Annotated in this window: 34 protein-coding genes; 1 reads left to right on the top strand and 33 read right to left on the bottom strand. The window is 36.1% G+C overall.

Features of this window, described 5'->3' with window-relative positions; translation table 11 throughout:
* Positions 1 to 92: 92 nt before the first annotated feature.
* Positions 93 to 1,760: a methyl-accepting chemotaxis protein gene (locus tag ACOMCU_RS26460; RefSeq protein ID WP_421052030.1), complete on the bottom strand. Its 1,668-nt coding sequence runs from the start codon at positions 1,758 to 1,760 to the stop codon at positions 93 to 95.
* A 946-nt stretch (positions 1,761 to 2,706) separates the two neighbouring features.
* On the opposite strand from ACOMCU_RS26460, the gene ACOMCU_RS26455 reads away from it, so the two are divergent.
* Positions 2,707 to 2,853 (top strand): YrzI family small protein, encoded by a 147-nt coding sequence (locus tag ACOMCU_RS26455; protein ID WP_010860099.1) that lies wholly within the window; start codon positions 2,707 to 2,709, stop codon positions 2,851 to 2,853.
* 534 nt (positions 2,854 to 3,387) lie between these two features.
* Here ACOMCU_RS26455 and ACOMCU_RS26450 read toward each other — a convergent pair.
* The 32 genes from ACOMCU_RS26450 to ACOMCU_RS26295 all read right to left on the bottom strand — a co-directional run.
* Positions 3,388 to 4,980: a HEAT repeat domain-containing protein gene (locus ACOMCU_RS26450; protein WP_036130549.1), complete on the bottom strand. Its 1,593-nt coding sequence runs from the start codon at positions 4,978 to 4,980 to the stop codon at positions 3,388 to 3,390.
* Positions 4,981 to 5,726: 746 nt separating this feature from the next.
* Entirely contained in the window at positions 5,727 to 5,990 is a 264-nt protein-coding gene (locus tag ACOMCU_RS26445) for a hypothetical protein (protein ID WP_421052029.1), read from the bottom strand.
* An 847-nt stretch (positions 5,991 to 6,837) separates the two neighbouring features.
* Positions 6,838 to 7,176 (bottom strand): YolD-like family protein, encoded by a 339-nt coding sequence (locus tag ACOMCU_RS26440; protein ID WP_421052028.1) that lies wholly within the window; start codon positions 7,174 to 7,176, stop codon positions 6,838 to 6,840.
* A gap of 577 nt (positions 7,177 to 7,753) precedes the next feature.
* Positions 7,754 to 8,227 (bottom strand): hypothetical protein, encoded by a 474-nt coding sequence (locus tag ACOMCU_RS26435; RefSeq protein ID WP_421052026.1) that lies wholly within the window; start codon positions 8,225 to 8,227, stop codon positions 7,754 to 7,756.
* 20 nt (positions 8,228 to 8,247) lie between these two features.
* A complete protein-coding gene (locus tag ACOMCU_RS26430) occupies positions 8,248 to 8,850 on the bottom strand; it encodes a hypothetical protein (protein ID WP_421052025.1) in 603 nt (200 codons plus the stop codon).
* Positions 8,851 to 8,968: 118 nt separating this feature from the next.
* Positions 8,969 to 9,652: an N-acetylmuramoyl-L-alanine amidase family protein gene (locus ACOMCU_RS26425; RefSeq protein ID WP_421052024.1), complete on the bottom strand. Its 684-nt coding sequence runs from the start codon at positions 9,650 to 9,652 to the stop codon at positions 8,969 to 8,971.
* Positions 9,649 to 10,053 carry a phage holin family protein gene (locus ACOMCU_RS26420; RefSeq protein ID WP_421052023.1) on the bottom strand — a complete coding sequence of 135 codons (405 nt, stop codon included), beginning with the start codon at positions 10,051 to 10,053 and terminating at the stop codon, positions 9,649 to 9,651. Before ACOMCU_RS26420 ends, ACOMCU_RS26425 begins: the two co-directional genes overlap by 4 nt.
* Positions 10,054 to 10,199: 146 nt before the next feature.
* On the bottom strand, positions 10,200 to 10,358 hold the full coding sequence (locus ACOMCU_RS26415) for a hypothetical protein (RefSeq protein WP_421052022.1): 159 nt from the start codon (positions 10,356 to 10,358) through the stop codon (positions 10,200 to 10,202).
* Entirely contained in the window at positions 10,358 to 10,657 is a 300-nt protein-coding gene (locus tag ACOMCU_RS26410; protein WP_421052021.1) for a hypothetical protein, read from the bottom strand. Before ACOMCU_RS26410 ends, ACOMCU_RS26415 begins: the two co-directional genes overlap by 1 nt.
* 17 nt (positions 10,658 to 10,674) lie before the next feature.
* Entirely contained in the window at positions 10,675 to 11,808 is a 1,134-nt protein-coding gene (locus tag ACOMCU_RS26405; RefSeq protein ID WP_421052020.1) for a pyocin knob domain-containing protein, read from the bottom strand.
* Positions 11,808 to 12,353, bottom strand: a complete 546-nt coding sequence (locus ACOMCU_RS26400; protein ID WP_421052019.1) for a putative phage tail protein — start codon at positions 12,351 to 12,353, stop codon at positions 11,808 to 11,810. The genes ACOMCU_RS26405 and ACOMCU_RS26400 overlap by 1 nt, the downstream gene beginning before the upstream one ends.
* Entirely contained in the window at positions 12,346 to 13,428 is a 1,083-nt protein-coding gene (locus ACOMCU_RS26395; protein WP_421052017.1) for a baseplate J/gp47 family protein, read from the bottom strand. Before ACOMCU_RS26395 ends, ACOMCU_RS26400 begins: the two co-directional genes overlap by 8 nt.
* Entirely contained in the window at positions 13,428 to 13,832 is a 405-nt protein-coding gene (locus tag ACOMCU_RS26390) for a DUF2634 domain-containing protein (protein ID WP_421052016.1), read from the bottom strand. Before ACOMCU_RS26390 ends, ACOMCU_RS26395 begins: the two co-directional genes overlap by 1 nt.
* Positions 13,832 to 14,209 (bottom strand): DUF2577 domain-containing protein, encoded by a 378-nt coding sequence (locus tag ACOMCU_RS26385; RefSeq protein ID WP_421052031.1) that lies wholly within the window; start codon positions 14,207 to 14,209, stop codon positions 13,832 to 13,834. Before ACOMCU_RS26385 ends, ACOMCU_RS26390 begins: the two co-directional genes overlap by 1 nt.
* A gap of 1 nt (position 14,210) precedes the next feature.
* On the bottom strand, positions 14,211 to 15,173 hold the full coding sequence (locus ACOMCU_RS26380; RefSeq protein ID WP_421052015.1) for an XkdQ/YqbQ family protein: 963 nt from the start codon (positions 15,171 to 15,173) through the stop codon (positions 14,211 to 14,213).
* Positions 15,166 to 15,846: a LysM peptidoglycan-binding domain-containing protein gene (locus tag ACOMCU_RS26375; RefSeq protein ID WP_421052014.1), complete on the bottom strand. Its 681-nt coding sequence runs from the start codon at positions 15,844 to 15,846 to the stop codon at positions 15,166 to 15,168. Before ACOMCU_RS26375 ends, ACOMCU_RS26380 begins: the two co-directional genes overlap by 8 nt.
* Positions 15,839 to 18,109: a tape measure protein gene (locus ACOMCU_RS26370; protein WP_421052013.1), complete on the bottom strand. Its 2,271-nt coding sequence runs from the start codon at positions 18,107 to 18,109 to the stop codon at positions 15,839 to 15,841. The genes ACOMCU_RS26375 and ACOMCU_RS26370 overlap by 8 nt, the downstream gene beginning before the upstream one ends.
* Positions 18,110 to 18,162: 53 nt before the next feature.
* Positions 18,163 to 18,882, bottom strand: a complete 720-nt coding sequence (locus ACOMCU_RS26365) for a hypothetical protein (RefSeq protein ID WP_421052012.1) — start codon at positions 18,880 to 18,882, stop codon at positions 18,163 to 18,165.
* Between the two features lie 70 nt (positions 18,883 to 18,952).
* The gene (locus tag ACOMCU_RS26360) at positions 18,953 to 19,075 is read right to left on the bottom strand and encodes a hypothetical protein (RefSeq protein ID WP_421052011.1); all 123 of its coding nucleotides are present in this window, start codon (positions 19,073 to 19,075) and stop codon (positions 18,953 to 18,955) included.
* Between the two features lie 80 nt (positions 19,076 to 19,155).
* Positions 19,156 to 19,581, bottom strand: a complete 426-nt coding sequence (locus tag ACOMCU_RS26355) for a phage tail assembly chaperone (protein WP_421052010.1) — start codon at positions 19,579 to 19,581, stop codon at positions 19,156 to 19,158.
* On the bottom strand, positions 19,574 to 19,888 hold the full coding sequence (locus ACOMCU_RS26350; protein ID WP_421052009.1) for a hypothetical protein: 315 nt from the start codon (positions 19,886 to 19,888) through the stop codon (positions 19,574 to 19,576). The genes ACOMCU_RS26355 and ACOMCU_RS26350 overlap by 8 nt, the downstream gene beginning before the upstream one ends.
* A 54-nt stretch (positions 19,889 to 19,942) precedes the next feature.
* On the bottom strand, positions 19,943 to 20,524 hold the full coding sequence (locus tag ACOMCU_RS26345; RefSeq protein ID WP_421052008.1) for a phage tail tube protein: 582 nt from the start codon (positions 20,522 to 20,524) through the stop codon (positions 19,943 to 19,945).
* A gap of 14 nt (positions 20,525 to 20,538) precedes the next feature.
* On the bottom strand, positions 20,539 to 21,861 hold the full coding sequence (locus tag ACOMCU_RS26340) for a phage tail sheath subtilisin-like domain-containing protein (RefSeq protein WP_421052007.1): 1,323 nt from the start codon (positions 21,859 to 21,861) through the stop codon (positions 20,539 to 20,541).
* Positions 21,861 to 22,085: a hypothetical protein gene (locus tag ACOMCU_RS26335; protein WP_421052006.1), complete on the bottom strand. Its 225-nt coding sequence runs from the start codon at positions 22,083 to 22,085 to the stop codon at positions 21,861 to 21,863. Before ACOMCU_RS26335 ends, ACOMCU_RS26340 begins: the two co-directional genes overlap by 1 nt.
* A 5-nt stretch (positions 22,086 to 22,090) precedes the next feature.
* Positions 22,091 to 22,513: a phage tail terminator family protein gene (locus ACOMCU_RS26330; RefSeq protein WP_421052005.1), complete on the bottom strand. Its 423-nt coding sequence runs from the start codon at positions 22,511 to 22,513 to the stop codon at positions 22,091 to 22,093.
* The gene (locus ACOMCU_RS26325) at positions 22,503 to 23,018 is read right to left on the bottom strand and encodes an HK97 gp10 family phage protein (RefSeq protein WP_421052004.1); all 516 of its coding nucleotides are present in this window, start codon (positions 23,016 to 23,018) and stop codon (positions 22,503 to 22,505) included. The genes ACOMCU_RS26330 and ACOMCU_RS26325 overlap by 11 nt, the downstream gene beginning before the upstream one ends.
* Positions 23,018 to 23,326, bottom strand: a complete 309-nt coding sequence (locus ACOMCU_RS26320) for a hypothetical protein (protein WP_421052003.1) — start codon at positions 23,324 to 23,326, stop codon at positions 23,018 to 23,020. The genes ACOMCU_RS26325 and ACOMCU_RS26320 overlap by 1 nt, the downstream gene beginning before the upstream one ends.
* 47 nt (positions 23,327 to 23,373) lie before the next feature.
* The gene (locus tag ACOMCU_RS26315) at positions 23,374 to 23,769 is read right to left on the bottom strand and encodes a hypothetical protein (RefSeq protein WP_421052002.1); all 396 of its coding nucleotides are present in this window, start codon (positions 23,767 to 23,769) and stop codon (positions 23,374 to 23,376) included.
* A gap of 16 nt (positions 23,770 to 23,785) precedes the next feature.
* Positions 23,786 to 24,871: a phage coat protein gene (locus tag ACOMCU_RS26310; protein WP_421052001.1), complete on the bottom strand. Its 1,086-nt coding sequence runs from the start codon at positions 24,869 to 24,871 to the stop codon at positions 23,786 to 23,788.
* A 20-nt stretch (positions 24,872 to 24,891) separates the two neighbouring features.
* Entirely contained in the window at positions 24,892 to 25,500 is a 609-nt protein-coding gene (locus ACOMCU_RS26305; RefSeq protein WP_421052000.1) for a phage scaffolding protein, read from the bottom strand.
* A gap of 102 nt (positions 25,501 to 25,602) precedes the next feature.
* A complete protein-coding gene (locus ACOMCU_RS26300) occupies positions 25,603 to 25,767 on the bottom strand; it encodes a hypothetical protein (RefSeq protein WP_421051999.1) in 165 nt (54 codons plus the stop codon).
* A 170-nt stretch (positions 25,768 to 25,937) separates the two neighbouring features.
* A partial coding sequence (locus ACOMCU_RS26295) for a minor capsid protein (RefSeq protein WP_421051998.1) occupies positions 25,938 to 26,388 on the bottom strand: 451 nt, incomplete at its 5' end.

Here is a 26,388-nt window from a genome sequence, read left to right as displayed (position 1 = left end):
AATATCTAAAATAACTTCCTTTCTCATCCTATGTACCATCACTTGTGGTACGGTTCACCGTAACTAGTCTAAGTGCGGTTTTAACTAGTAACCTACTTTACACGGAAACGGTCAACACTCTGTTTCAATTCATCCGCCAGCCCATAAAGCATAGCTGCAAAACTGGCTACCTCTTGCATGGCTGCAAGTTGTTCTTCTGATGAAGAGGCGATGTGAGCGGAGTCGGCTGAAGATGAATCTGCGATACCCTCCAGCACTGTTAGTGAAGCCGCAACTAACTCACTTCCTGATGACAGTTGTTCCGAAGCAGCAGATACTTCGTCAATCTGATCGGACACTTTCTGTATCGACTCCACGATCGAACTAAATGTTTGCCCTGCCTTATTCGCAATGTGTGTACCTGCCTGGGCTTCTGTCATTGATTTATCCAAAGAAACCACTGTTTTACTCGTGTGATCGCTGATGCCTTGGAGTATGTCAGTTATTTTCTCCGAAGAGATTTTGGACCGTTCAGCGAGTATACGAATTTCTTGAGCCACAACGGCAAAACCTTTACCATGCTCACCTGCTCGCGATGCCTCAATCGATGCGTTAAGTGCAAGCAAATTGGTCTGATTAGCAATGCTACCTATTAATGTAACCATTTCACTAACTTGATCGCTTAATTTCTTCAGTCCATGGATTGCTTCGACCGATGTTTTCAAGTTTTGTTCAATTGTGCTCATTTGAGCAACTGTTGTTTCTATATCCTTCAATCCTGCATTTGCGCTATCTGCTGTAACCGAAGCCAATTCTGAGACGACGGAGGATGCATCTACGATTCTATGAATACCCATTCCCATTTCCTTCATTGATTGTTGACACTCATTAGTATGACGAAGTTGTTCATCGAGCCCAACAGCAATGTTTTGAATGGCACCTGTGATTTCTTGTGTAGCTGCTTCGGTCTGGGCAGCGCTTTCTTGCAATTGAGAAGAAGATACAGCAACTTCATTCGAAGAATTTTGTATGTTATGGGTCAATACCTGAAGTCCGCTAATCATCTGATTAAATGAACTTGCAGCCTTACCAATCTCATTATGGTTCAGTACAGGAATTTCAACGGTTAAATCGCCTTTCGAAGCATGTTCAGACACTTCAGCTAAACGTGCAAGCGGGCGCAACATTTTACGAAGAATGAATACAACCAACCCGATTAACATAAGTACAAAAAAAATACCAACCGTGATATTCGTCCATAGAATCCGTTGAAGTTCCTTTTTAACAATCCCGTAATCGAAATCGACACCGAACAACGCAACTGGTTTCCCGCTTCCGTCATTAATCGGCGCTAAATACGAGATGAAAGTTCCACCTTCATCAGTGTAAACATCAGTTAATGTGCTACCGTTTCTCATTGCATCTTCGTAACTTTTAAGAAATTCCGAATCTATTTCATATAACGTACCTAACTCTTCAGCATATTCAACTGGATCCCGTCCATATTCTGAGTTATATAAGTATTCTTTGCCATCCTTCTTGATAATGTCCGGTGTTAATAAATAGACATCCACTACCATATGATTGGAGTTCATAGAATTCAAAATATTGGGGAGTTCCTCGAATGGTTTTCCCTCCAATGGTTGATGCTCAAGAATTGTCTTCGTTGCTTCGGCAACAAGAGGTTCATTTTGTTGAGTTATGGATTTGAATACTTTTCCATATTCATCAAATTGGCGAAAATACGCCCCACGTTGATCGCGTATGGACAGGGAAATCATTAATCCGATTACGATAATTATGAGGGCGGAGAGAAATAACGAGCTCGTAAATACTAAACTTCTAGATTTTGCTTTTTTAGAGCGATTAGTTGTCCTCCTGGTATTTAATAATTTTTTTCTTCCAATCAAGGGAAAACCCATTTTCATTACACCTTCTATTTTAGCTTTTATCTATAATAATACACATAGTTGCGATTAGATTCCCACTTCACGCAAATATTGTAATCCTTTTTATTGTGGTTGAGGGCTTAATATTCATAGTAATACACTGTTTCAAATCAACCAGTTATACATAAATTATACAATTATAAAATATTTGGAGCAAAGTTTATTTTACTTCTCCCTTTATCCCTCGTATGTTCATCAAAGTTAGCAGCAAAGGTTATTGAGCTATATTAGAAAATAATTTAAATTTTCTTTACTTGAATTTTCGCTGTCGGAAAGAGCCAGGGTTTTCTATGATTGTCCTTAAATTTAATAATTCTAAACCATTTCTGAAATCCCTGTCTTAATAATAATTATGTTTTTTGGCTTTAAGTCTTCTATATCTTCTATTTGCTACTCCGAAAAAATCAAGTAACTAACAATGTAAAGCAGCAAAGAGTTTTTCTAGTAATTAACACAATCAGGAAAACTTAGTAAAAGATGTTTACAAACAACTTAAAGATAGATATACTTACAAAGCAAACAAAAAATTCTTAAGGAGGTCGAATGAAATGATCGTTATCGTTAAATTGATGTCATTGGTAGTTACAACTTCAGTAAAAATGAAAATCACACATTCGACCAGATCGGAATGGATCGCTTAAGGTTTTTTTGTAATTAAGCATACCCATACCGCAGGGAGAAGTGTGCCCCTGCGGTATTTTTGTGCCTTTTTTCACCGTAGGGGAGTCTCTCTACGGTTTTTTTCATTTTTCATGGTAATTTAAGGAGGTGATAATAAATGATATTAAACATTTTTGCTCTCACGATAACTATTACAAAACGTGAGATCTCTCTTGAGAAAGCACTTCATAATGAAAATGCGAAAAAAATCTTTGAGGAGAACCGAAGAAAAGTAGAAAATTATATTCGTATTCGTCTATATTAATTTTGTTAATTAAAAAACATGAAAGGTGGGAATTGAAATGATTTATATGATCAAAAGACATCATGCAGTTTTATGGGTGGAGAAAGACACAGCCACCAGATGAAGTAATATAAAGTGAGAATATAGCTATTTAATTTTATAATCTCAGTAAAGCTAACCCGTTCTAATCTAGGACGGGTTGCTTCAGGAGGTATTTTGCACTTTTTTAAGCGATATTTTACACATACAAATTGATGTAGTTTAAGAAAATGCGGAATTACAATGTTAGGGAAATTCTAATTCTAAAAAGCGTAATTCCTCGATACTAAAATTGAATTTGGAAATTTTTAGATTAATTCCATTATTCTGCCCCGTTAGCCATCCATGTAGCGCAAAAACAACGCCCGATTGTTGAAGATCATGATAATGATTCCTACCTTAGCTTGTTAAACTTACACTCCCCGTTAGAAAAAGTGAAATTCATAACAAACACTTCACAATAATTAGTTCTGGATACTTTAGGAAATAGAACTATTATAAAATTAATTAAGTTTATCATTGAAAACCTTTTATACAAAATTCAATTTCACTTACGTCGCTTTTTTCTAATTCACTACCATACTTTGATAATGTGTTCCTAATTGAAACAATTTGGTTCTTAGTTGGCAAATCAAAAGTACGATTAAAATTTACTATCCAATTAATAAAATTGGTTTTCCCTAATCTTGAGATTTCACTTTCTTCCTCATTCACATAAAACTCTATAATATAGATTATTGCATCCCATTTTGAAAGTGAACTTAGCAAAAGAGCAATATTATATTTTGTATGTTTGTAATTCGTCTCGGTATACAAACTATATAATTGTTCCTTGATATCCTTATAATAAACTGTCGATAATGACCTTCTTGCAACTTTAGATATTCCTTCATCTTTATGATCAAGCAATCCAACAAATTCTGCCTTATGATTTTCTCCATCTAATAATGATATTGCACGGATAGCAGCCTTAACTATTGAAACATTACTATCATCTAAGTATGGAATTATTAACTCTACATGATTTTTCTTACCTACTTCTCCTAATCCTAATAAAGCCCCCCGAACCAATTGATAAGACTTTAACATTCGTATGTAATAAGAGGCGAAGTCGGATTTATTTTGTTTACTTAATAGGAATCTTGCTATTGACCTAATCGTACCACTCTTATCTAATAGTGCATTTTCTAGTTCTTTGATGCTCTCATCTGGAAAGAAAGAGAAATATTTCTCTAATACTTTTGCCCGTATCATTGGAAATTTGTCCTTCTTTAAAGTTGGGTAATATAACTTAAATTCATCAACACTAATATCACTTATTAATTCATTAAACAGCAAGAGACGTGGATGAGGTTCTTTTTCTAGTTTTAGATATTTTAAAAGTAGTTCTTTATTATACATTTTTGAAGATATAATGACTCGATAACAGAAATATCTTATCTTACCAAAATTAGATTTAGTACCTTTATCTAAAAAGGGAAATGACTCCTTTTGAGATAAAATATGAACCACCTGTTCAAAAATTTTTCTGTTATCATTTCTATTTGTATTCTTTAACTTAAATACTAATGGAAGGTTATTTACAATATTATTTACATATGAGTGTTTTAAACGACGCTCAACATATTTTTTAGCCGTATCCCTTACCTCTGTAACCCAATCGTTACATCTTATAAGCAAATAGGACAATTCTTTACCTGAATCATGCTGATCTAATAAATGAAGTGCTTTTTCTCTAAAGTATCCGCTTGGATGAAAGCTACATAAACCTAGAATCATTAATCTCACTTCTTCAGTCATATCGGTTGTTAATAAATTCTCTGGAGATTCAGTTTTCCAATCATATGACCAATCCAATGAAGACCGCTCTCTAAACAAATTATCAAGCTTTGATAATTCAAGAATGTTTAATGATTGAACATAGTCATGAAGAACTTTTGCTGTTCTAACTTTCAATTCATTAGAACTGGTTAATAATAACTCAAAAATTGCAGGTATTCGTGATACTTCATATTTGCCAGTAACCTGTAACATTTCTTCTATATAATCTTTTGAATAGCTGTCAGCAGGATAATATGCTTGTTTCCTTTTAAAAAATCCCCAATTCAACTCAGTTTTTCCTCCTTTCTATGCCAAATAGACTTCTTTTAATATACTGCCCATTAATTTAAGTGTAAACATACAATCTCTTCACTCAGAACAATTTTCTTTAAACGCCTTGTTCAACAATATGGCCCGTTTGTTGAATAAATTAATTCACATTTATAAATACATTTATTATTTTTCAAACGACTAATCAAACTTTAATACAAATAATCAAACTTTCATCGTGAAACTGCCCTTTCTAGGAACACTATTTAAATGATTAAAAAAGAATTGATTGATTAATAAAAATTAATGAAATATGGGTTGCCTTGAAGTCTGCTCGGCTAATCGTATGCAAATAGTTACACTTAACCTTTTTGCGGCTTAGTTCAATAACAGTCACGAAACGATTTAGTAATACCTTTTTTGTGTAGAAAATGTGTAGAAACTTTTCATTTTCTATCCTTTTCTAACGTATTCTCAAAAAAAGGAAAAGCGCCTCAAACCCTTGATGTTAAAGGATTTAAAGCGCTTTTCAGTTGGTTCAATCTTATTCTTTCTGAACCTTGATACGTCCCAGGAGGGATTCGAACCCCCGACCGACGGCTTAGAAGGCTGTGGTTATAGGTTTCTGCGCTTTTATGCACTTCTATAAATTCTAGATATAAAGTTTTTAAACTATTATTAATTAATAACTTAGTAGATTGTTTTTATCTATTTATCTAGTTTTATATTATTTCAGGCACCTCGTGGGCACCCTTTTGTGTTAGTTAATATGGTTGGTATTTATTTTCTATATTCAATACATGTCTTTGTAGTTCCTTAAACATCATTGATGATATTTCACCATTAAGTACACCATTCTTTATTCCTCTTTCAAAAGCTATGTAATATAACTGTACCTCCCAATCTTTTAATTGATCAGTAGCATCCCTCCACCAATTCTCTAAGTTTCCTTTTAAAGGTGGTGTAACATTATACGACTCAGAAAAGTTCAATACTGCTTCTAAACACATATCATTCATCATTTCCATTATTTCACTCCTAATTTAGGAGTAACATCCACTTCTAATTGGACCGATTAAATGGTACAATACATATTAGTTTCATGGAGTGGATGTCACTCGAATTTAGTACCGCATTTCAAGCGCCAACTTGAGATGTGGTTTTTTTATTTTTTCTTGAAAATATTAATAATTCTTTAGCACCCCATTCGCATATTAATTAAGAACAAGAGTTCTTTATATTTATTACTTTAATGGTAGCATTGGAAGCATTATTTTTAAATGGGTTTCAAGCCCAAATTGAAAATAATGTCGAGGTTATTGTATAATTCAACAAAATACGACACGCAACATTGCATTATCCGACAGAATAATACATATATCATTACAATATTAGACAAACTACAATAGTATTAAAGGATAATGTCTACAATCTTTCCTTCTGCTGTCAAAATTACTTTTTTCAGACTTATGCTACGTTTACATCTAAATAGTGCATAAAATATATAGTTACCCTCCTCGTCTATTTCGTAGGCATGCATTTTTAAATAAGTACAATTTGATTTCAGACGTCTGAAATGATACTTAGCTGTATTTTTTAATTTTATAAGTTTTAGATTATTTTCCATACGTTATTATTTGAAGATTCTTTTGAACTCATACCTAGAGGAAAATGATATTTAGAGGCAATTCACATGGCATCAATATCAACTGGCAAGCTAACTTTAAAGCCTCGGATTTAAAAGATGTAGCGACTAATTATGGTACGCATAGCGATTTTAAATAATATTGTCTTATAAAATCTTTTATATAGAAGAAAGCCACTCACTATTATTAAAATGAGTGGCTTTCTTCTATATATAACTGTTAATTACCTTTAATCATCTGCGTCAACTAATTCCGCATTTTGGATTTTATCAAATGTTATTCTTTTAATAGCCGTTTCGGTTTCTAACAGCAATTCTTTTTTGTTTGTATCTGTTGCAGTGATTAAACCTGTCTCATCATGTAGCTGGTTATTATCCCACAAAGTAAGTGTTACAAGCTTTTTCATTGCAGTAACATGTTGGATTTTTCGTTGTAATTCCTCTAGTTCCCATTCGACTAAATCACGTTTCTTTTCATGAAATTGCTCCTGTTTCCACTTTCTAATTTCAACTAAATGCTCTGGTAGCATCATAGCAGTCCATTTCATCGTACCTCGATCATGAAACATAAAACCACTCCCAATAAGAACGTCAGTTCTTTTTTTATTTATATTATAGAACTAACGTTCTTATTTTGGCAATAAAAAAAGTCCAGGTTCAAATTATTGAATACCTGGACGTCATTGTTTATGTGTGTTCATTTGTTAACCATGACATCAACGGTTTATCACATTGCTCTTAACAAACTGATGTATAGGCCTAGTCGACGTCTACATCTTTTTTTATAAATGTGAATAAGATAGTATATGGTAAGTTCTTATGTCAGTCGATAACGAACAAATGTTCTTGATTTTTATGGTAAACTTTATTATAATTATTTTATGCAACTTATACTACAATTTCATTGAAAATGCAACTGGTTTAACGTATAATATTATTTTTATTTCTTGAAAAAAAATGCATTTAATGAGATTATAAAGTTAATCAATCGAAAGGAATGGAAAAATATTATGAAATTCATCCAAGTAATATATGGTTATGCGTTGCTCTTGTCTTCTGTTTACCTTGTTACAAAGCTGATTTCATTGTTCATTCCAAATATGACTTTAATTTTCATTTTATTAATCACAATAACTGGTATTATTTTCAGGATTCATCCGCATCCTGATCGTCCTGATTATCCGTTTGCGTTTGATCTTCGAATACCCTACCTGCATCGAAATTAGAGATTTGAAGTTGGAGCCTCAACCGCTCAGCTTGATTCTCTAATTTTTTTGTTTCCCAAATTTCTTTATCTTTTTCTAATTCAAATTGAGTACGTTCGTTTTCTAGCTGTTTTGCCTTTTTTTCTTCAGCCATCACTTCAATCTCTAAGTTACCTTTTTTGTGTGATTGGAAATAAGGAAGAAATCCTTTTATTTTAATCCCAATCATATTAACCTCACCCATTATAAAACCACTCAAGACAGTGACGATAGCTACTACTGTCACGGGATTCTCCGTCACAAACTCTATTAATCCTGGACTTTGTACATTTGATTTAATAATCATCTCATCTTCAGTATTATCTGAATGTTTTTTAATTATTGAATACAAATCATACCATTCATTTGCATTCAATCCTTCTTTTTTTGAAATCTTTATTGTTCCATGACTACTCCATCTTGAATATATACTGGTGCTAATAACTGATTGATATTTTCTTTATTTTCCTCTAAATTAAAAATAGTCTGATGTGCTGATAATATCCAGTAAAGTTTTTCCGAAATTTCACGGCGAGATACCTCTTTTAACCAGTGTACTTTTCTTCTTTTGAGAAATGGATTAATTGCATAGTTAACTTCAACTTTAGAAGTTATCTCTTCTTCAGTTATCTCAAAAACATCACTTGTGATAATACCTATTAAAAAATCTTTTGAATTTTTTGAGGGAACTAGTATTAAATCATTGATTTTCATCTCTGAAATAAATTTCTGTGTTCTACTGGCAGCATGGGCAATTTGTTGAGATGACCATTTTGGTGTATACATTCTGCTGTAAAGATCTTTATAATGATCTATAGCAATACCAACAAGACTTCCATTATTATATTCCTTAATTAAATCAAAAGTAATTTCATTATCTGAAACGGCAATGAAGTTATTAAGGAAAAAATCTTCATAATATTTCCCACCGTCAGCACGAACTAACCAATAACCTGTTTTATTAGGTATTTCTAAAATACTACTACTAAAAACATCCATTAAATTTCCTCCATATGTAAAATTATCTATTCTACTAATATATCAGAAATAATGCTTTTTTTTTAATAAATGTAAACAAACCACGAAAAACATCATATTTTCTTCGTGGTCTGTTTTGTTATATAGTTCGTTTAACCACCGAAATCAGCAAACCTAATGCTTCACCGTCTGTCATTGAGCCTACCTTTTCGCTATGGTCTACCTTTAAGATACCTTGTTTATGAGCATCTTTAAGTAATGATTTTAAATCATCTTTAGCTGTTGATGTAAGTGTATTCACTTTTGGTTCCTCCTTTGGTTGTGTAATTGGTGTCGTTGGCTTCATAGTCTGTTCAATTCGTTTCAAGAAGCTATTCCAACGTCCCTCTGCTCTAATGCGATGCGGGCAATTCTTTTTAGACCAATCGTAGTGTTGTTTTACTCGATCAATTCCCCAGCCATACTCCTTGAGTAATTTTGCGATATACTGTACTGCATTTTCTTCAGCTATTTCATATCGAGCTCCGCCACTTTTGCTGTAGCAAATTTCAACACCGATTGACTTCATATTTCCCGACCCTCTACCGTCTCCACAATGCCAAGCGTTTCGATTATACGGGATGCCTTGAATTACTTCTTTGTCGTCTATAGCAATATGATAGGATACCTCGTTGTTATTGCTTAACATGTATTTAATTTCATTGGCTGCCGAAGCATCATTGGCCGTGTTGTGTACAGTGATGTACTGCGGTGCCATTGCGTATGGTGCTTTGATTCCATACTTGCTGGATGGCAATAGATTTTTTTTGAATGCGTAAGTCATTTACTTTCACCTTCTTTTTCGTGATTATCAAAGATTTCTAATGCACGCTTTACTGGTCCAGGCATGTCTAAACCTAACTTTGCACTGTTCTCACCTAAGCTCACGATTTCATTTAAAATAAATAAAATAACTACTGCATCCGGTATGATTTGACCTACTGTAAAACCTTGATCTAGTAACACTAAATAAATTAGGTTAGCAACAACAATCCAAACCCACATCATTCCCTTTTTAATGATTCCTTGATAACCACGTTTACTACTAATAGTTCCCCAGTTGGCTGCCATACCCGTTACAAAATCTAAAACGTTAAATACTAACAACACTGTAAGTAACAACCCCCAACCCCCAATTAAAAATGATAAAGCCCCGCCTAATACTGATACAAAAAATCTTTCCATTTCTACACCATCCTTTGCCCTTTTTGAGTAAATAAACAAGCACCATGAGAAGCTTCGAGATTCAGTAACATGTACCATTGCCCATCCCGAATGCTCTCACAGTGCTAAAAAATGCATAAAAAATAACGCTAAGCTTCTGCTCGCGTTTATATCCCCTCTGTATTTTCTAAAATGTAATCCTCAACAGATTTTCTGTAATCAGTATTCGTGATGTCATCAATGATATAAGTTTTCTCTGTTTTTGGATTAAGACCACCATTTTTTATTCTTTCTGCTGCAATACGTACCACTACTTGATTGACCATTATAAAATCCCTCCATTTTCTGAATTTGCTTGTAATAATAAAGTATCCTCTAGCTCACGGATACGCCGTTGTTCATCCGTTTCAAGTATTGGTAATTTTTTAATAATAGGGGTCATTGTTTCCATATCGACTCCGATAATTTCTTCTGTATCCCAATCATAAGCGTTATAGTCTAAATCAATACACACAACACCTTCTGCGTGAGGTTTGGGTATGACTGACTCACCTTCATACTGTCCTATGGTAGCTAGTAACTGACCATCTTTATTCGCAAATATTCTTGCACCTACTTGAGTCATAATAATCACTTCCCTTCTTAATCACCAAAAGCAGCCCAGTAGTATCCTCTGTTTTCAGAAATCGTCTGCACTTGCAAAATAAAGCCACCTAATTTTAATCCTGTTTGACCATCGTTATTTACATCTGCCCCATTGTAATTGTATCTATAAGCATCAATCGATTTATTATCAGGAGAACCATAAATTCTTGGGTCACAATAAATAGAAAAATCAGTTCCGTTATGTGGAGCTCCTACTCTTTTAGCGATTATTAGTTTAGGTAAAAAGTTAAAAGCATTAGTAACATCAATGTTATAGGCACCGTTTGTATATGCTACACCAGTTGCTTTTTTCATACCAGATTGTATTTTCAGAATGTTTGCAGCCATTACGTCAAACGTAGCATCCGCGGCAGTTGGTACTCCCATTTGGGTAGTGGAGGATGCTACTTTAGATTTCCCACTACTTACAGATGTGAAAAGCGAATCATAGTCATCTTGTGTTAATAACCTTTTCCAAGGTTTCCATGATCCACCAACAAGTTGACGTTGATACGTCCCACCTAATCCATGATAAGTTTGGTGCGTATAGTCGGCTGAACGAGTCACAAACAATGCACCCCAAGAAGCATCTCCATTTGGAGAATTTACAATTTCATCGCCTATAGCATAAGTACCTGCGTATTGAATGTCGTTCAGATTAATTTTAAAAAGACGTGTGTTATGATGTAAAAATATTTGTTTCCAATTTTCCCAAGCTGAATTATACCGTCTGTACCATAAAAGACCTAAGTTATCGTTCCACTTCTGACCAATTTGAAATGATCTACTTTGTGTTTCCATAGGGGATGCAGTAAACATTGTAGTCCAGCCATCTCCTGCAACAGGAGGTGTATTCACACCTGAGGCATCCAAAGCATAAACTGATGTCTCTCCAATTAAGTTTGCGTCATTACTAGGATGATAACCAAGACCCTTTCTAACTGCTTTTGTAGCTACATCATTCCACTTTGTGCGTTCACCTGTCTGTAAGTACAGGTCCTTGTTATTTATATGATCAGCATGATCTTTTAAAGTTGTGTCAATAATATCTACGTTCCCGTTAAAATCATCTACATTATAAAAATCTGTTTGATCCGGTTTCGATAAGTTGTAATTTGGTGTTTTCTTCACTAAATCACCCCATTTCTGATTTGGTCATGTGTGAATGGCTTTAATTCAACATGCTTATATCCCTGTAAAACACTATGTTGAATGTATCGTAATCTTACTGTTAGCTCCATGTTTTGCGGTACTATTCGCTCTAGTAAATCTTTTGCTGCATCAAACATTCCTTTTACAGTCAATTCCATTTTCACATCTAATGTTTTATCTGCTTTATTAATTGTGAGTTCATAAGAGCCATCACCTAATAGGCTATTCAATAACCGTATTAATACCTCCTCAGTGTACGGAGCTTGTTCTTGATAACGCGTTAAAATACGAAAACGTCGTGTTTCCAGTGAATCATTATCCATTGGATTTATCTTCAACATTTGTTCATAACGTTTTGCTCCGACCTCTGAAGTTGTTAATGTAAATTGGTCATTCAAAGTTTGTTCAATCAATTCCCATAATGATGATAAAACAAGATTTTCTACTTTAGCAGTTGCTAGCAATTCTTTAATCTCACGCAAAACTTGGGGCCAATATTGAACAATATCTATGTCTCTAGCCACTCATAACACCCAATTTCGGAATAAACTCCTTATCAATAACTAAATTTGATTGCACACCATTTAGTTTTGTATCCTTAATGTCTAATACGCCAGCAACACCTAATAGCCTAGTTTCAATTTGAGATACACGAACGACTAATCCTGCATTATCATCCTCACTATTTGCCCATTCAGCAGCTAGTTCTCGAAAATATTCATTAATTACACTTTTAGCTGTTATTTCAATAGCTGGCCAGTCCCATCCAATTTGATAAGTAATATATGTTTCGATATTAACGATAGATTCACCAACAGCGAACGCTGTTACCTCATGGTCAATTGGAGCAGTCCCTACTCCTTCACCACTTTTATCAATTGGATCAACTGCCTCTTGTACATCATCTACTAATGTTTGCGTTGGCTTTTCATAACGCGAGTCTATAATTACTAATTTAACAGTACCGCCACCATTCCAAGCACGATAGACACGGACACCGCCTACACCTGGTAGAGAACCGACCTTTTCTTTGTAATCTGCTCGATTTCCACCAAATGCTTGTGATTCAAATGAATTGAAATATCGCTTACGAAATGTCTCTGTATCTTCTTCGTCATCTCCTGGTACTAAAACATCGGTTAATGTAGCAGTTTGTAAGCCATTGATATAATCTATCGGTATCAATTGCCCTGAAAACAAATTACCAACATTACCGGATGTTTCACACTGTAGAATGAATTGACCTTGTGAAATACGTTCAATTACCTCGTAATTTAAGTCATCTAAACTAAAGCGACTATCAATAGGTACATCAATATTAAATACACCTTTTCGTTTAGCAAATGTAGCTTCATATGGTTTTAAGCCACGTTCGGCAGCACGTCTTATTAAATAATCTCTTGGTGCAGTATCAGCGAATACCATATCGACGAAATTCTTCACAGTCATGAGCATTTGGATTGTCTCAACACTATTTGCTGCAGTCGCATTAAAAATCATCGATGTACCTTCTCTTTTGTCTAGTGAGTTGTCAATGCCGGCCATCTTTTGAGCCATCAAATCCTCATAAGTTGCATCTAAATTGAGTGGTTCTGCCATCAGTATTCCACCTCTTTCTCCGCTGTGATTTCGCCATAAATGGTGTGAGCTGTGTATTGTACATGTACTTTGTTTTTCTTTGTAGTTACTGCAAAAGAATCAACTTCATTAATACGGTCATCTTGCAATAAAGCCTCCCGAATACGACGTTGCACTTCGCTGGCTACATAAGTTACTGGCTTGCCAAATAAATCTTTAAACTCGGCGCCAAAATTCCATGTGTAGATAATATGATCGTATCGCTCTACTGAAAGCATTAAAAAAATCGCTTGTTTCATGGCCTCTAGTTCATCTACAAAGCCAACACAGCGATCTTTATCAGGTATTAATTTATAGTTCTTCGATGGTTCAATGACTTCCTCAAAATCGAGTGTCAGTCCATCATTTACAACCTGCGGAAGCATCAAACCACCTCTTTATCTATAATTAAATATTGTTGTCCGCCGTGTGCTCGTATCATGGTTACTTTATCACCATAAACAAGACCGTTATGAATTAAGAATTTCTTTCGCCCTTTATATTCGTGATTATGAGAAGCGAATGATGCTTCGCCAGCACCACCAGAACGATTTTCAGTAACATGGTCCACTGTCATATCCACCTCGTAATCCATGACAGCACGAGTCAATTTTAATTGTTCTTTTTTTAAAGTAAGCTTTTGGTCCACAAATACCTCTAAAGGCTCTACACTAATGATGGTGCCGTATACGATAGTACAAAGTTTTTGAGCATTTAATACACCCTGAACAATCTTTTGAAACTCTATTAAAATATCCTCCATACTACGCAACGAAATCACCGCCAATCAGTTTTAAGTCCATTCGATGGTCCGATTCTTTAAAGATGTGTTTCACTGTCTCAACCATCATAAAATTAGCTACTGTTAAATCACCAAGATACATTTGCACGCCTAATGTGGTGCCGCCTCGAATTGTTGGATCTCCAAACACTTTATTTATATGAAGCTTTCTCGATTTTTGATTGTAAAGTTTAAGCATAGCATCTGCTTTCGCTTTGCCATTTCCTTTTTCATCGAGTTTATCTACCATCTGCAGTACGCCCCACTCATTCATTTTCGAACTGTCTTGAGCAATAAAAATTTCTCGTTTTCCAGTCTTTTTATTTTCACGTACTAATTTGATTTTGTTGTACGTATTTTCATCAATAGATGTCGTATATTCAAACGATTCACCTGACTCTTCATCAATTAATAAATCTGATTTGAGCATCTTGATGTCACGTAGATTTAATTTCCCATAGTCATCGTATAACACATATAAATCACCAGTGTTTAAAGTAGTTTCAGAAATTGCATTGCCCATGACTGTAAATAATTCCTGGTTATCCTCTACTCTTGACGGAATTTTATGTTTCGTATTAGCAACGATACCTGTCTGCAGCTTAAAGTCCTCAGAAATCATTTGGAGGACTTGAGCAGCCGTTTTATTGGCATATACATAGGTGTCTTTGTTTTTGAAATAACGTAATTGATCATAGCAAGTAACACTGATAATACGATTGTTGTTACGCTTTTTTGTAAACACAAAGCCGAAAAATATTTTATGGCCATCATAGTCAAAGCGAACAGCATCTCCTTCATGAAAGCCTAGCACATCATCTTTGATGATGTTAAACGTTAACTTGCCTGGTGAACCCTTACGGTGTGTTTCCCACTCGATGCCTTCCTCTACGGCACATTCAAAAAAACGACCACGAGACATGATGAAAAGTTGTGATTTAGCCAAGTTTAATCACCTGCCCTACTTTAATTACGTTTGGATTACTGATGTTATTGAGTTTTGCAATTTCATCAGACTTGGAACCGTCACCAAGATGCTTTTTACAAATAGCCCATAACGTATCGCCCTTGACGACAGTATGTGTTTTGGGTGTTTCCTTGCCCGTTGTAGGACGTTTTTGTTCAACGACAGCCTTTTGTTTAGTTGGTGCACTTGTTGCGTTACTGGATGTTGTAGCAGGTTGTATAATGATTCGTTTATTGCCGTATGCTCGGTATTGTTTCAAACGGATATTCACCATTACGTCAAACCCGTTCTCAGCAGATTCATTTATCTCGTAATCCTCTAGAGATACTGTCATGTTCGTATCAAAGAGTAGGTTTCCATTAGGCATCATACGGTTCACGATAAACTGAAACGGCTTATCACCAACTTTTAATTTCTCAAGTTTATCAAGGTAAAATGTAGCTGGCTGAAAACCATTGGGATAAACGGAAAACGGATATTTGACGTTTGGGAGTAATACCTCAAACTCAATATCCGTTAGACCTGTTTTTTTTATAATATTTACTTCGCCGTCATTCATCAGCACAATCGTTTCATTACGACCATTAATCTTAGTACGTAATTCAGAAGGGGCGACAGGGAACTGTACACCATCTGCAAAAAAGTTATACATTGTCTGTTGGGCCTCCTTCCGCTAACATAGCAGCTGTTTCCTCTGCCTTTTCAGCAAAGCGATCGATAACACCATCAATGTCCAATTCATTATTAATATGGTTTTCACTTCTAGCATCAATGTTGATTTCGGCCGTTGTATATCGATTAATAGCCTCTCTCTCTGCTAGGTCACGCATATACTTCAAGTCCTCGCCTGCACCTTCTAGCGATTTAGCTGCTTTTGCTGTATTCTTTGCTGTCTTATCACCATTTTGATTTGCTTTATCTAATTTGTCACCGAGTGCATTTTTCATTGCATCCTCTATTGCTTTTTGATCGAAGGCACTAGATTTATTCTTATCGCGATTAACTAGATCAGCTCCCCAATTTTTTCCTGTATCCCAAGCAGCACCTAATGACTTCATTTCCATTTTTGGTGCTTCCCAATAATCAGCAGGAGCTTCTCCTACCCAATTTTTCAGCCCTGCTTTTACCCCTTTTAAATCACTTGTAATTGATGTTCTATGAGAGAACTCGGTACCCTTGCCTAACCCAATCTTTGCTGCAATGTCCGTTGGTAGTAAATCTATTAACCAATTCCATGCCTGGATAGCTTTATTAACCGCATCAATCATTGCGTTTGCAAACCCTGTCGCAAACTTATCCCATCCACTTGACATGGCAATCGTTTGATCTAATACATTACTAGCAAGATTGTAAAATAACTTTTTAACTGAATACATCGGATGGCTCCAAACGTTAACAAAGAATTCTGCGATTGCCGCAAATATATTCCACAAATAAGCAATGACGTTATAGATATGAGTACCTAAAGCCATGAATGCACCAGCTATAATACCTGTTGCACTAACAGAAGACCCTGTAAAGTAATTTATTGCAGCTACCGCCAAATATATTATTCCTATAAGTACGATAATTGCCATAATAATAATAAAAACAGGGTTTGCCATCATTGCTGCATTTAATCCCCACATCGCTCCTGTTGCAGCAAACGTTGCAGAGACATTTGCCCAAGTTGTTGCAGTAAGTAAACCCATCGCCAGTGTTTGTAAACCTGTCCATATAGTTGTGACTACTTGAGCGGCCTTTACCACTAATAATGCTGTTGCATAGGTTCCTAATACTGCTGAAACAGTTCCAATTACCGGAGCGATTAAAGACCAATTATCATAAATAAAACTTCCGCCTGATATTAAAATATTCATAGCGATTACTGCAACTGTTGCTAGATTTTCAAACGCTACAATTGAATTGTCCATCATCTGCTTTATTCTATCACTGTTAGCTACATCATTAATTTTTTGTAGAATAGGAGTAAATGCTCTAAGTGCCCTATCTGTCATTACAGTCCAAATACCAGACCATGTAGTAGGCATTTTATTAAATGCCGCATTCGTTTCTTCTGCCGCATAAAACATAGCTTTTTTAATAATGTCAGCAGTTATAACACCTTCTGACGCTAATTTTTTAACGTTAGAAGCATCAATATTCAACGCTTCCTCTAAATACCTTTGAATATTGGCGACTATTGGTTGCGCATTATCCAATACAGCATTTAATTCCTCACCTTGTAACTTTCCTGCCGCCATTGCTTGAGTTAACTGGAGCATGACTGAACTAATACCTTCGGCTGATGTACCTGCAATAGAAAATGTTTTGTTGATTTGTTCCGCAAATGCAACGATTTCAGACGTATTATTAAATGCCTTAGACGCTTGCATACCTAATTTCCCTACCATATCAGCTGTGGATTGATAAGAAGTAAAAGTACGTTGCGCGGAATCGAAAATCATATCTTGTAACTCTGCTGTTGTCATTAACATATTATTAATGCTACCAGCGGCTTCTGCATTTTTATGATAAGTACCATTCATTAGCTCTAATCGAGCTTGTGTATTAATCATTTCATCAGATAAAGCTACAATATTTTTTCCAGTTTGAAATGATAAGTAAGCTGCAGCAATACCTATTATTTTGCTTAGTAATCCATCAGCGGCGGTTGTTCCATCCCTGATATTATTATTAAAACCTCGTTGAGCATCACCTGCATTTCGAACTTCATCTTCCATTCGATTAAATTCATTTGCTGCACTTGCTAACTCTCGTCTTGCAATTTCAATACTAGAAGTGTCCATCATACTACCAGAAGCTGTATGCATTGCCTCCATTTGATTAACCATCATAGATACTGCATTGTGCATCGCTCGCATTGGTTGGCTTAAACGGTCTTGAATTTGTATTGCTGTGCGAATTGTTGCCATCATTTCACATCCTTTATTGGGAAACAAAAAAAGAGCAACCAATATTGGCGCTCTTAGAGACTAGTCACACGTCTGTCATTTGAAGATAAATTGTAATAATTAGTATTAAACAAATCTGCATTCGGTTCATTAGTAACTTCCATCGATATATAATCTAATTCACCATTTTTTTCATATCCAAAAATTAAGTATTTCTCTGTTATTGTGCTTTTCTTTTCTTTTGTTCTACCACCAATCATAGCACCTAAGGGACCAAATAGAACGTAACCACCAACAGCCCCGCCAGCACTACTCACATAACTTTTTTGAATTTCGACATCAGTTTTTAAAAGAATATCTCTAACCTTATTTATTTCTAATTCAACTGTATCTTGATTTCTTTCGAATATGACTTTATCCTTGCATCTATAAACAAAGATTTCTGCCCCTTCTGCAATTGGTAAACCGGCCATGTGTTTAGCCTTGATGCATAAATCTGCGTCTAATAGCTGTTGTCTAGATTTAGATCCAAGTATTTTACTTTCTACCTCGAACTTTTCTTTCTTTTTATCAGCTTCTTTTTGTTCACGAGCTTCTATAGCCTCAAAACTAAATGTCCGTTTATATTGCTTTATTAAAAACACCTCTAACAAAGCAACAAGTACCAATAAAATTGCGACAATTAAAAAGTCTGCACCCTCATAGCCTTTAAAGTTTAAGAATATTCCAGACAAACCGTAAAGGAAATACAAACCAACTAATACAATTATCAAAAGATGAAGCATCTTTTTCATCAAATCTCCTCCTCATACACAAATATACATAATGTGGAGAGATTTCACTATACCATTCTGGCATATTCACTTATCTATTACGTTTCTTGCCCTTACCTTTGCCTCCACGTTTAGCTTCTTTCTCTGCCTTTTCATCAGCAGCAAGTTTAATTTGTACAGCAGCTACAACAAAAGCTTTTTCATACTTAGGCAAATTATCAAACTCAGACGGCCACTTATGAAGCTTGTGTAAGCAGTAATATGCCACATTAGCTTCGTAGTCACCGTCCTCGATTAGTTTTTTGCTTCTTCTACTACGTCATCCATACCTGCATCAAAACCATTGATTGTTTGTATTTTTGCTAGGTATTCATCGTATTCACCAGGGAGTAACATCTTTTTCAATAATGTTTCGGCACCCATTACACCATATGATTTTTGTAACTCCACATCATGAAGGTTAGGGAATACAGTACACTTAACAGCAAGGGCTGCTAAATATGCTGTATAGTTTGTCTCTGGCACCATCATTCCTTTTTTACCTGGCACTGGCATACGTTTCGTATTGTCTTTACGTAATTGATCATCTTCATCAGAAGTGATAGCAGCTACTTCCCATTTAACGGGTTTGCCATCCTGTACAAAACGTTTTGATACTACTACCTTCTCGTTCTCCTGTTTCAATGCGTTTTGCGCTAAAAATGCTGTTAAATTAGCCATTAGTTAATTCCTCCAAAGTTTTCTCAATTTTTTCACCAAATCTATCAATTATTTCATCAACATCAACAGTTTCCTTAATACATTTTGTTACATACTCTTCAACCTTGGTTGAAATAACAACTATACCGTTGATTGGTATATCGATTTCGATTTTCATTCCAGCATGATTATCCTCAATGCTTGCTGATAATCTTTCTGCATTACACTTAAAATAATTACCAATGTCATTAAGGACGTTTTTGTAAACTTCTTTTGGATTTTGATTATAAATGACTGTATCTGTAATATCCGATACCTTAAATGGCATTAAGCTAGCCTCCTTTTGTGTAATTAAAAAGAGCCCACATAGTGAGCTCTAGTCTTATAGCATTTCTTGTAGTGTTGTAAACTCTTCTGGCATATCCCAATCCTCGAATGTGAAATCAATAGAATCCTCTAAATACTCAGCATCTGCGTCCAATGCAGCGATGATCCCACCATCCATATTGCAGTCGATTAGGATAGTTGTTTGGCGCCCTACCTTTGCTGAACCATCTTCATTTGTTACTTGAATATCAAAATAAACGTCCTCACCAGTCTCTTTGTAACGCTTTAATAATTTACGAAATATCGATGTATTGAAGTAGAATGTAGCACTACCTGAATATTCTGCACCAGTAGATTTGTTACCTTTGGCTACACGTCCCATGATAGGGATTTGAGTTTTCGTCTTATCCATACGAGCTTCTAAATTAATTAACTGTGCGAATAAATATCGATTTCCTTCTATCGTTACATATGCTCGCCCTTGTGCGCCATGTAATGCATCACGAGCATGCATGGTATTATTTGCGAAATACTGAAGATCCAATGGGAAAATGACTTTTGGTTTCTTTGGTGTTTGTAAAAAGTCTTGTAATAAATTAGCGGCCTTTGCCTGTCCTAACACTTTGCTTATTTTCAATTCGATTCCCTCCCTTACGCTACTGTCGTTGTGATATAAAGTTGTGACATTGCGACAGTTACATCTACAACTTCATTTGTTACAACAGCTTTCTTCGAATTACCTTGCTCTACAGTTAAAACATCTTTGTTATAGTTTTCAATAGCTCTAATACGTTGCATTTCCATTCGATGCGCACCGATGTCATTCCATAATGAAATACGTCCGTCTTGATCATTTGGAACCTTCCCAAGATAACGATTGTTAAACAATTGTGCTGTATCGATTGCAATTTGATCAAGTACTCGGATAACTTGGTTCATACTGAAATCCTCGTTTTTATCCACTGTGAACGATGTAAATGTATTAATATCCTCTAATACTCGAATCTCGTCACCCATACGATGGAATACATATTTTCCACCTTTTAAAAGCGCTATGAGTTGAGCCTGTGTCTTTGTTTCTGACATATCAAGCGTATGTTCACCATCGTATTTTTTGTTGGTATTAGACTTATTAACTGCCACACCTGCTTGTGCTCCTGTAGTCCAGTAAACTCCACCAAACACTTCTTCTCCTTCACCAATAGCACTATTAGGAACATCAATAACACCCTCGTGGTCAGTAGCACCTAATTTGTGACCTACTAGTTGGAACTTACCACCCACTTGATCACGAATACGTTTTGCGTATTCGGTATATAGCGATTTAGTTAAGGTATCTGAGGATAGACAGCCTAGTGTGTTAAATCCGTATGCTTCTAAAGCATCCAACGCCTCTTGATGGGCACCACCTGTAATGGTAGAACCGTTTGAACCGTCTGTTAATGGTGTCCCTGCTGTTAGAGTGAGTGTTGCATCCTTCTTAAATGTTACAAAGTCGTTGGCTACTAAATCACCAGCAGTAGCAACAGCCGTTTGTTCATCTACAAGAACATTTTTGAGTAATGTTTGTACGTCAAACTTCGTTGGTTCGTCGACATTTGCTTGAATAACAATGGTGATGTCATTACCCCGAACCCCTTTATACTTCGCTGTTGCATAATCATTTGTAGCTGCTACAGCATCAACAGCAAGCTTGTAAAAGAAAACTGTAATCGCATTTTTGAATACATCACGAATGCCTTTTAATTTTGGATCCGTATAATCATAGCCAAAGATTTTACGAGAATCTTTTTGTAAGTCCTCTTGTGTTACTGCGAATACATCACCATCAACGCCCCAATCGAGCGCTATTGGTAAACCAACATAACCACGATCAGATAGATTCACAAATGCTCGTTCTGCTGAAATAAAGTTGTGATACGTACCAGGTAACACTTTGTTTTGAGTTAAAAATAGACCTCCACCTAATGCCATTATTGCTTCCCTCCTTTATCAAACTTCTTTAGAATCCCATCCACTTCGGTGAATGAGTATTGTTTGTTATCCTCTAGTAACGCATTCAGTGCATCACGGCGAGTCATGTATTTGTTACTTTTTACGATTTGTGATTTCGTAAATTTAGATGTTCCTAAAGTTTTTGATACATCAGCAGGAGTTACTTTTGCTTTGTCTTTAATTGACTCATTTTTTTCTGCCACTACATTCACCCTTTCGTTTTCGTATATTGTTCAAGCGAGCCCATAAAAATCTTCTCTTCAACTTCTTGTAAAAAGAAATTAAAATGAATGAAATTATGTGCCATACCGTCAACTACCTCGCTGTTTGAACCTGTTCCGAGCATCAACGAGCCGTTTAACAGTGTTATTTCTTTTAGTGCTTGTTGTACCTTCAAAGTCATATTAGACGCCTCAGAAAGACCGCCTTGAGGGAAATACTGAACGTTGAATAATGTTGTTACTTTCCATCGTTTACTGATTTGTCTGATATGCTCTAAGTTCAAAAATTGAATTAAAAAAGCAGGAGTCTTAAACCCCTGCGGTACTTCATCGATATACTTTTTGTAATTTACTCCGAAAGCTTCATGGAGCTTAACAGATATAGCATTTTGAATATCATTAATCTCCATCTAAAGCCCCCCTTAACATTATTAAAAGCTTCCCCTCAAGAATGGCAGGTGCTTGTTGTTCTACCTCGTCAGCACTAATAGTCATCATGAACCTTCCGTTTACCCATCCTTGATGATTAGATGTTCTATGGCCAAATTCAATGTAAGAAGCATACTCCACTGGATTTATAACCTCAATTTCGTATACATTACCAACCTTTTTAGCTGTTAATGAATCAGCAAATTGCTTTACGTTGTTTCCATTACCTCTACCTGATTCAGCTTCGGCATGTGTTTTAGCTGTCCAACCTCTGCGTAATGTACCACCCACATAACCTTTAACGGGTGTTTGCCATGTGGAAGGGTCAGCTACTATGGTTCTTTTAATAACTTTAGATAATAGCCGCGCTGCCAATTCTTTAGCTGCATCTTCACAAAACTTTTTGTAATCTGCTTCGGCTAACTTTGCTAACTTCCTCTCGAAAGCTTTCAACTGTCTTAAATCAACGCGTCCACCTCTACCCATTAAGAATACCTCTCGAATAACTCAAGTTGTATCTCTTGATGGTCCGTGTAAATTGCAGGCTCACCACTACGAGCGTATTCTGTCGTTTTGTTGTGTTGAGTCACAATTATTTTAGATCCTGCTGGTATATCAAGCTCAGGTGCAATAAATAGTTTAGTTGTCTGAGCAATCAATGCTGGACCACCAGTTGGAGTAGTTGACGTTTGCTTTTCAAACGATAGCTTACACTTTTGGTTAGTGAACAACGTCACTTCTTTATGCGTAGTTGCATGTGTAATTGGATCTTCAACCTCTCGCCATACCTTCACAGTACACAATCCTTTGTACAACGACTCAATAGCCTTTCTACGTGCACTTACCATAACATCACCCGATAACGCGCAAAGTCTACTTCGTTGTGTTGGAGATATGCAATAAAGGCATTAAACTGAGCTTCAGGAGTGCTGTTGGCTTCAATAGCAAAGACTGTATTGGTGTCTCCTTCTTGTATCTGTTTAACTACTGCCTCTAAATTGAGCGTTTCTACATCAAGTGACCCCATTGATTTTTTAGCATATAAAAATTCCCCAACGACCATATCCACTGCGATTTCGTGGAGGCCTTGAGGAATTTCTGTTAGATTTGTTTGGTTGTTAATGTGATTAGTTACTTTAATAATACAAAATTCCAGCATGATTTCATCTGGATTACTTGGTTCGCTAGATACCGTTACCCCTAACGACTTTAACCGTACTTTAACATCTTCTAGCATGGTCTACACCTCCCTTTTAGCCTTGAGAGATAACACGAGCAATTGGAATAGCCTTGTGATCGATTGCTTTTCGTGCTGCGCCAGCACCATCGTTGTGCACTAATGACCAATTTTGACCATCTGCAAATTCTGAGTTAGTTGGTGATAATGTTGCTTGCGATTTCTTTTCGTAAGAAATACCGTATGGCGCCAATACTTTACGTTGACGGCTATACAATGTATCTTGACCACCATTCGTTTTTGCATCACGAGCCATTTCATAAGGCACTTTAGCGCCAATATCTTCGTAATCGAAAGCACCTTCACCAAGTACGTATGTTGTATATTTTGTATATGCTGGATTGCCACCATCCTCAGCCACTTCTTCGATTGGCATTGAGTCATCCACTAATACAATACGTCCGTTCCAAGTACCGATTGTTAAGTCACGTTGGATCCCGTCACCATCAGTGTATTGCAAATACTTGAACAGTCGTAGGTTTTCTAAGTTCGTCGCTACTGCTGAGTGCATAATAACGATTGCGAATTTCGATTTGTTTTGACCACATGCTTGTTGCATAGCATTATTAAGTGTTGCTGGACCTACTTTGCTTAATGGATTACCTTGTGAGTCGTCGCCTGTTTTAGCAGTAATGTCATAAGTGTGATTAGTAACAAAATCAAGGTTTTTAACCCCTGTCATTGCGAAAATACCACTTAAAATTGATAGCAACACGTCTTGGTCGATTTCTTCCCAATATTGCGCTACTTGTTGTGCAACGTTGTCCATGAAGTCAACGCCACCTGTAATGTCTTCTGAGAAGTCTTTTTCAATCCACGCTTTCGCACGGCCATAAACAACTACTCCACGTTCAAATGTTTCAGTGCTTGTAGCTGTGATGTCTGTTTGGCCATCGTAGTTAAGCGCGGCACCATCTAAATTGCCGAACATAGGAATGCGGCCATAAGCTGTTGTCGTTTGTGAGTTGAACAAACCACGAATTTCAGAACTAGCTTTTAATGCCTTTGATTTTAATAATTCATTGCGTTTCAAGTTTGGAATACGATCTACATATTGACCAAACGCTTGAGGATTAAACGATTTAGCATCAAATTTTGTCATGTGTTTTTACCATCCTTTAATTAAAGTTTTGTTTCTGGATTCGCTTGTTGGTAAGCAACCATTTGAGAGTATGTCATTTTTGAGGTATCTACCGGACTATCTCCACCACTTGGTTGACCACCTGGTTTCGTGCCTGTAATTACTGTTTCAGTAGAATCAAACACGAATTTAGTTTCTTCACCTTCGACAAGAGCTTTTACTCTATCAGCTAAACCAATGACTGTTTTACCGTCTTTGTCTAGAGACAATCCTTCACGGTTTAACAATGCTTTAGCAGCCGTTAAGTTTCGAGCCTTGGCAGCTGTAAACTCTAAATCAATAGCACTTTCGATTTTCGAAGCTTCTAGTTCTTCTTGATGTTTTGTGGCAGCGAGTTTATTGGCCTCTTGAAGCTCTTTAATTGTGTTTTCAAGCTCTCCGTTGCCCTTTGCTTGCTTTTGTAAATCAGTAAGCTGTGTGTCTCGTTCTGAAAGCTGTGTTTCTAGTGAGTTTTTAGCAGTCGACAGATCGTTATATTTTGCTTTTGGCACTACATGTTTCGGAGCTTCCTTTACGGCATTAGCCACAATTGTTTCAACCTGATTATCTGCAATACCAGCAGTTTTAAGTAATTCTTTTAACCAATCCATTTTCATTACCTCCATACATTTTTATACAGGTTTGTACCTGTTGGTGGTGTGCGCTTCTTTATGGTCTAGCCTTTAAAAAGACCAAAATAAAAAGCCGTAAAATTACGACCTTTGTTCATATATATCTTTTACGAAATTAGCCCCTTCTCGAAAACCTTCTTCGTAGGCTTTTTCAATCTTCTTATTGGTTGCCTTTATCCTCCAAATAGAGAAAGGTAACTCAACTAATGCTCCTGTAAGCGCAAAAACGATTATCAATTCTAGCAATGTAATCAATCCAATCACCATTTTTTAGTAACGCAAAAACGTAGAAATGTTAACTGCTATCGCTATTAATAAAAGACAAACAATAGAAATCTTATCTAAATCTTTATTCATAACAACCACTCGGAATAGTTGAAATGAGAACCACAATATACAAAAAATAGTTAATATTTTCACGCCACAAACCTCGCTTCCCACTCTGGGTATTTGATTTTCGAGTCAATGTAATACACCTTACCATCCTTACCACGAGCTATTCGTTGACTGTAATCATCTTCAAACCATGGTGCTGTTGTGGTCCTGCATCTTGGGTGGAATGGGTTAGCTGTAACGCCAGGCACGAAATCAGCCAGTTTGAACACCTTGCCGTCCATCGATTGACAGATACTACTTGTGCGACTGTCTAATGTGGCGATAATCTCGTACTTTTCAACATCGAGCTCACCGAACGCATCCTTTTGAGCAGACGCACTAAAAAACGCTGATTCAGTCAATACAAGACGAGCAGCGTTGGAACGTGATGTATTCATTTTTCTAGCTATCGAACTAATCATACGGTCAGGAGCTTCACCACGGGCCATTGATTGTATTAGTTCCGTATGCAATGTATCAAGCAAGAGGTTA

The sequence above is a fragment of the Lysinibacillus sp. UGB7 genome (assembly GCF_049058285.1).
Taxonomy (GTDB): Bacteria; Bacillota; Bacilli; order Bacillales_A; family Planococcaceae; genus Lysinibacillus; species Lysinibacillus sphaericus_B.
Note: the sequence above shows the minus strand (reverse complement) of the source record. Positions and strands in the feature narration are given on the sequence as shown.

Excerpts from the sequence above, each read along its gene's own strand:
- ACOMCU_RS26460 (WP_421052030.1), bottom strand. The coding sequence starts at position 1,760 with ATGATTTCCCTGTCCATACGCGATCAACGTGGGGCGTATTTTCGCCAA.
- ACOMCU_RS26455 (WP_010860099.1), top strand. The coding sequence starts at position 2,707 with ATGATATTAAACATTTTTGCTCTCACGATAACTATTACAAAACGTGAG.
- ACOMCU_RS26445 (WP_421052029.1), bottom strand. The coding sequence starts at position 5,990 with ATGGAAATGATGAATGATATGTGTTTAGAAGCAGTATTGAACTTTTCT.
- ACOMCU_RS26440 (WP_421052028.1), bottom strand. The coding sequence starts at position 7,176 with ATGTTTCATGATCGAGGTACGATGAAATGGACTGCTATGATGCTACCA.
- ACOMCU_RS26430 (WP_421052025.1), bottom strand. The coding sequence starts at position 8,850 with ATGGATGTTTTTAGTAGTAGTATTTTAGAAATACCTAATAAAACAGGT.
- ACOMCU_RS26425 (WP_421052024.1), bottom strand. The coding sequence starts at position 9,652 with ATGACTTACGCATTCAAAAAAAATCTATTGCCATCCAGCAAGTATGGA.
- ACOMCU_RS26420 (WP_421052023.1), bottom strand. The coding sequence starts at position 10,053 with ATGGAAAGATTTTTTGTATCAGTATTAGGCGGGGCTTTATCATTTTTA.
- ACOMCU_RS26415 (WP_421052022.1), bottom strand. The coding sequence starts at position 10,358 with ATGGTCAATCAAGTAGTGGTACGTATTGCAGCAGAAAGAATAAAAAAT.
- ACOMCU_RS26410 (WP_421052021.1), bottom strand. The coding sequence starts at position 10,657 with ATGACTCAAGTAGGTGCAAGAATATTTGCGAATAAAGATGGTCAGTTA.
- ACOMCU_RS26395 (WP_421052017.1), bottom strand. The coding sequence starts at position 13,428 with ATGGCAGAACCACTCAATTTAGATGCAACTTATGAGGATTTGATGGCT.
- ACOMCU_RS26390 (WP_421052016.1), bottom strand. The coding sequence starts at position 13,832 with ATGCTTCCGCAGGTTGTAAATGATGGACTGACACTCGATTTTGAGGAA.
- ACOMCU_RS26385 (WP_421052031.1), bottom strand. The coding sequence starts at position 14,209 with ATGGAGGATATTTTAATAGAGTTTCAAAAGATTGTTCAGGGTGTATTA.
- ACOMCU_RS26375 (WP_421052014.1), bottom strand. The coding sequence starts at position 15,846 with ATGTATAACTTTTTTGCAGATGGTGTACAGTTCCCTGTCGCCCCTTCT.
- ACOMCU_RS26370 (WP_421052013.1), bottom strand. The coding sequence starts at position 18,109 with ATGGCAACAATTCGCACAGCAATACAAATTCAAGACCGTTTAAGCCAA.
- ACOMCU_RS26365 (WP_421052012.1), bottom strand. The coding sequence starts at position 18,882 with ATGAAAAAGATGCTTCATCTTTTGATAATTGTATTAGTTGGTTTGTAT.
- ACOMCU_RS26355 (WP_421052010.1), bottom strand. The coding sequence starts at position 19,581 with ATGGCTAATTTAACAGCATTTTTAGCGCAAAACGCATTGAAACAGGAG.
- ACOMCU_RS26350 (WP_421052009.1), bottom strand. The coding sequence starts at position 19,888 with ATGCCATTTAAGGTATCGGATATTACAGATACAGTCATTTATAATCAA.
- ACOMCU_RS26340 (WP_421052007.1), bottom strand. The coding sequence starts at position 21,861 with ATGGCATTAGGTGGAGGTCTATTTTTAACTCAAAACAAAGTGTTACCT.
- ACOMCU_RS26330 (WP_421052005.1), bottom strand. The coding sequence starts at position 22,513 with ATGGAGATTAATGATATTCAAAATGCTATATCTGTTAAGCTCCATGAA.
- ACOMCU_RS26325 (WP_421052004.1), bottom strand. The coding sequence starts at position 23,018 with ATGGGTAGAGGTGGACGCGTTGATTTAAGACAGTTGAAAGCTTTCGAG.
- ACOMCU_RS26315 (WP_421052002.1), bottom strand. The coding sequence starts at position 23,769 with ATGCTAGAAGATGTTAAAGTACGGTTAAAGTCGTTAGGGGTAACGGTA.
- ACOMCU_RS26310 (WP_421052001.1), bottom strand. The coding sequence starts at position 24,871 with ATGACAAAATTTGATGCTAAATCGTTTAATCCTCAAGCGTTTGGTCAA.
- ACOMCU_RS26305 (WP_421052000.1), bottom strand. The coding sequence starts at position 25,500 with ATGGATTGGTTAAAAGAATTACTTAAAACTGCTGGTATTGCAGATAAT.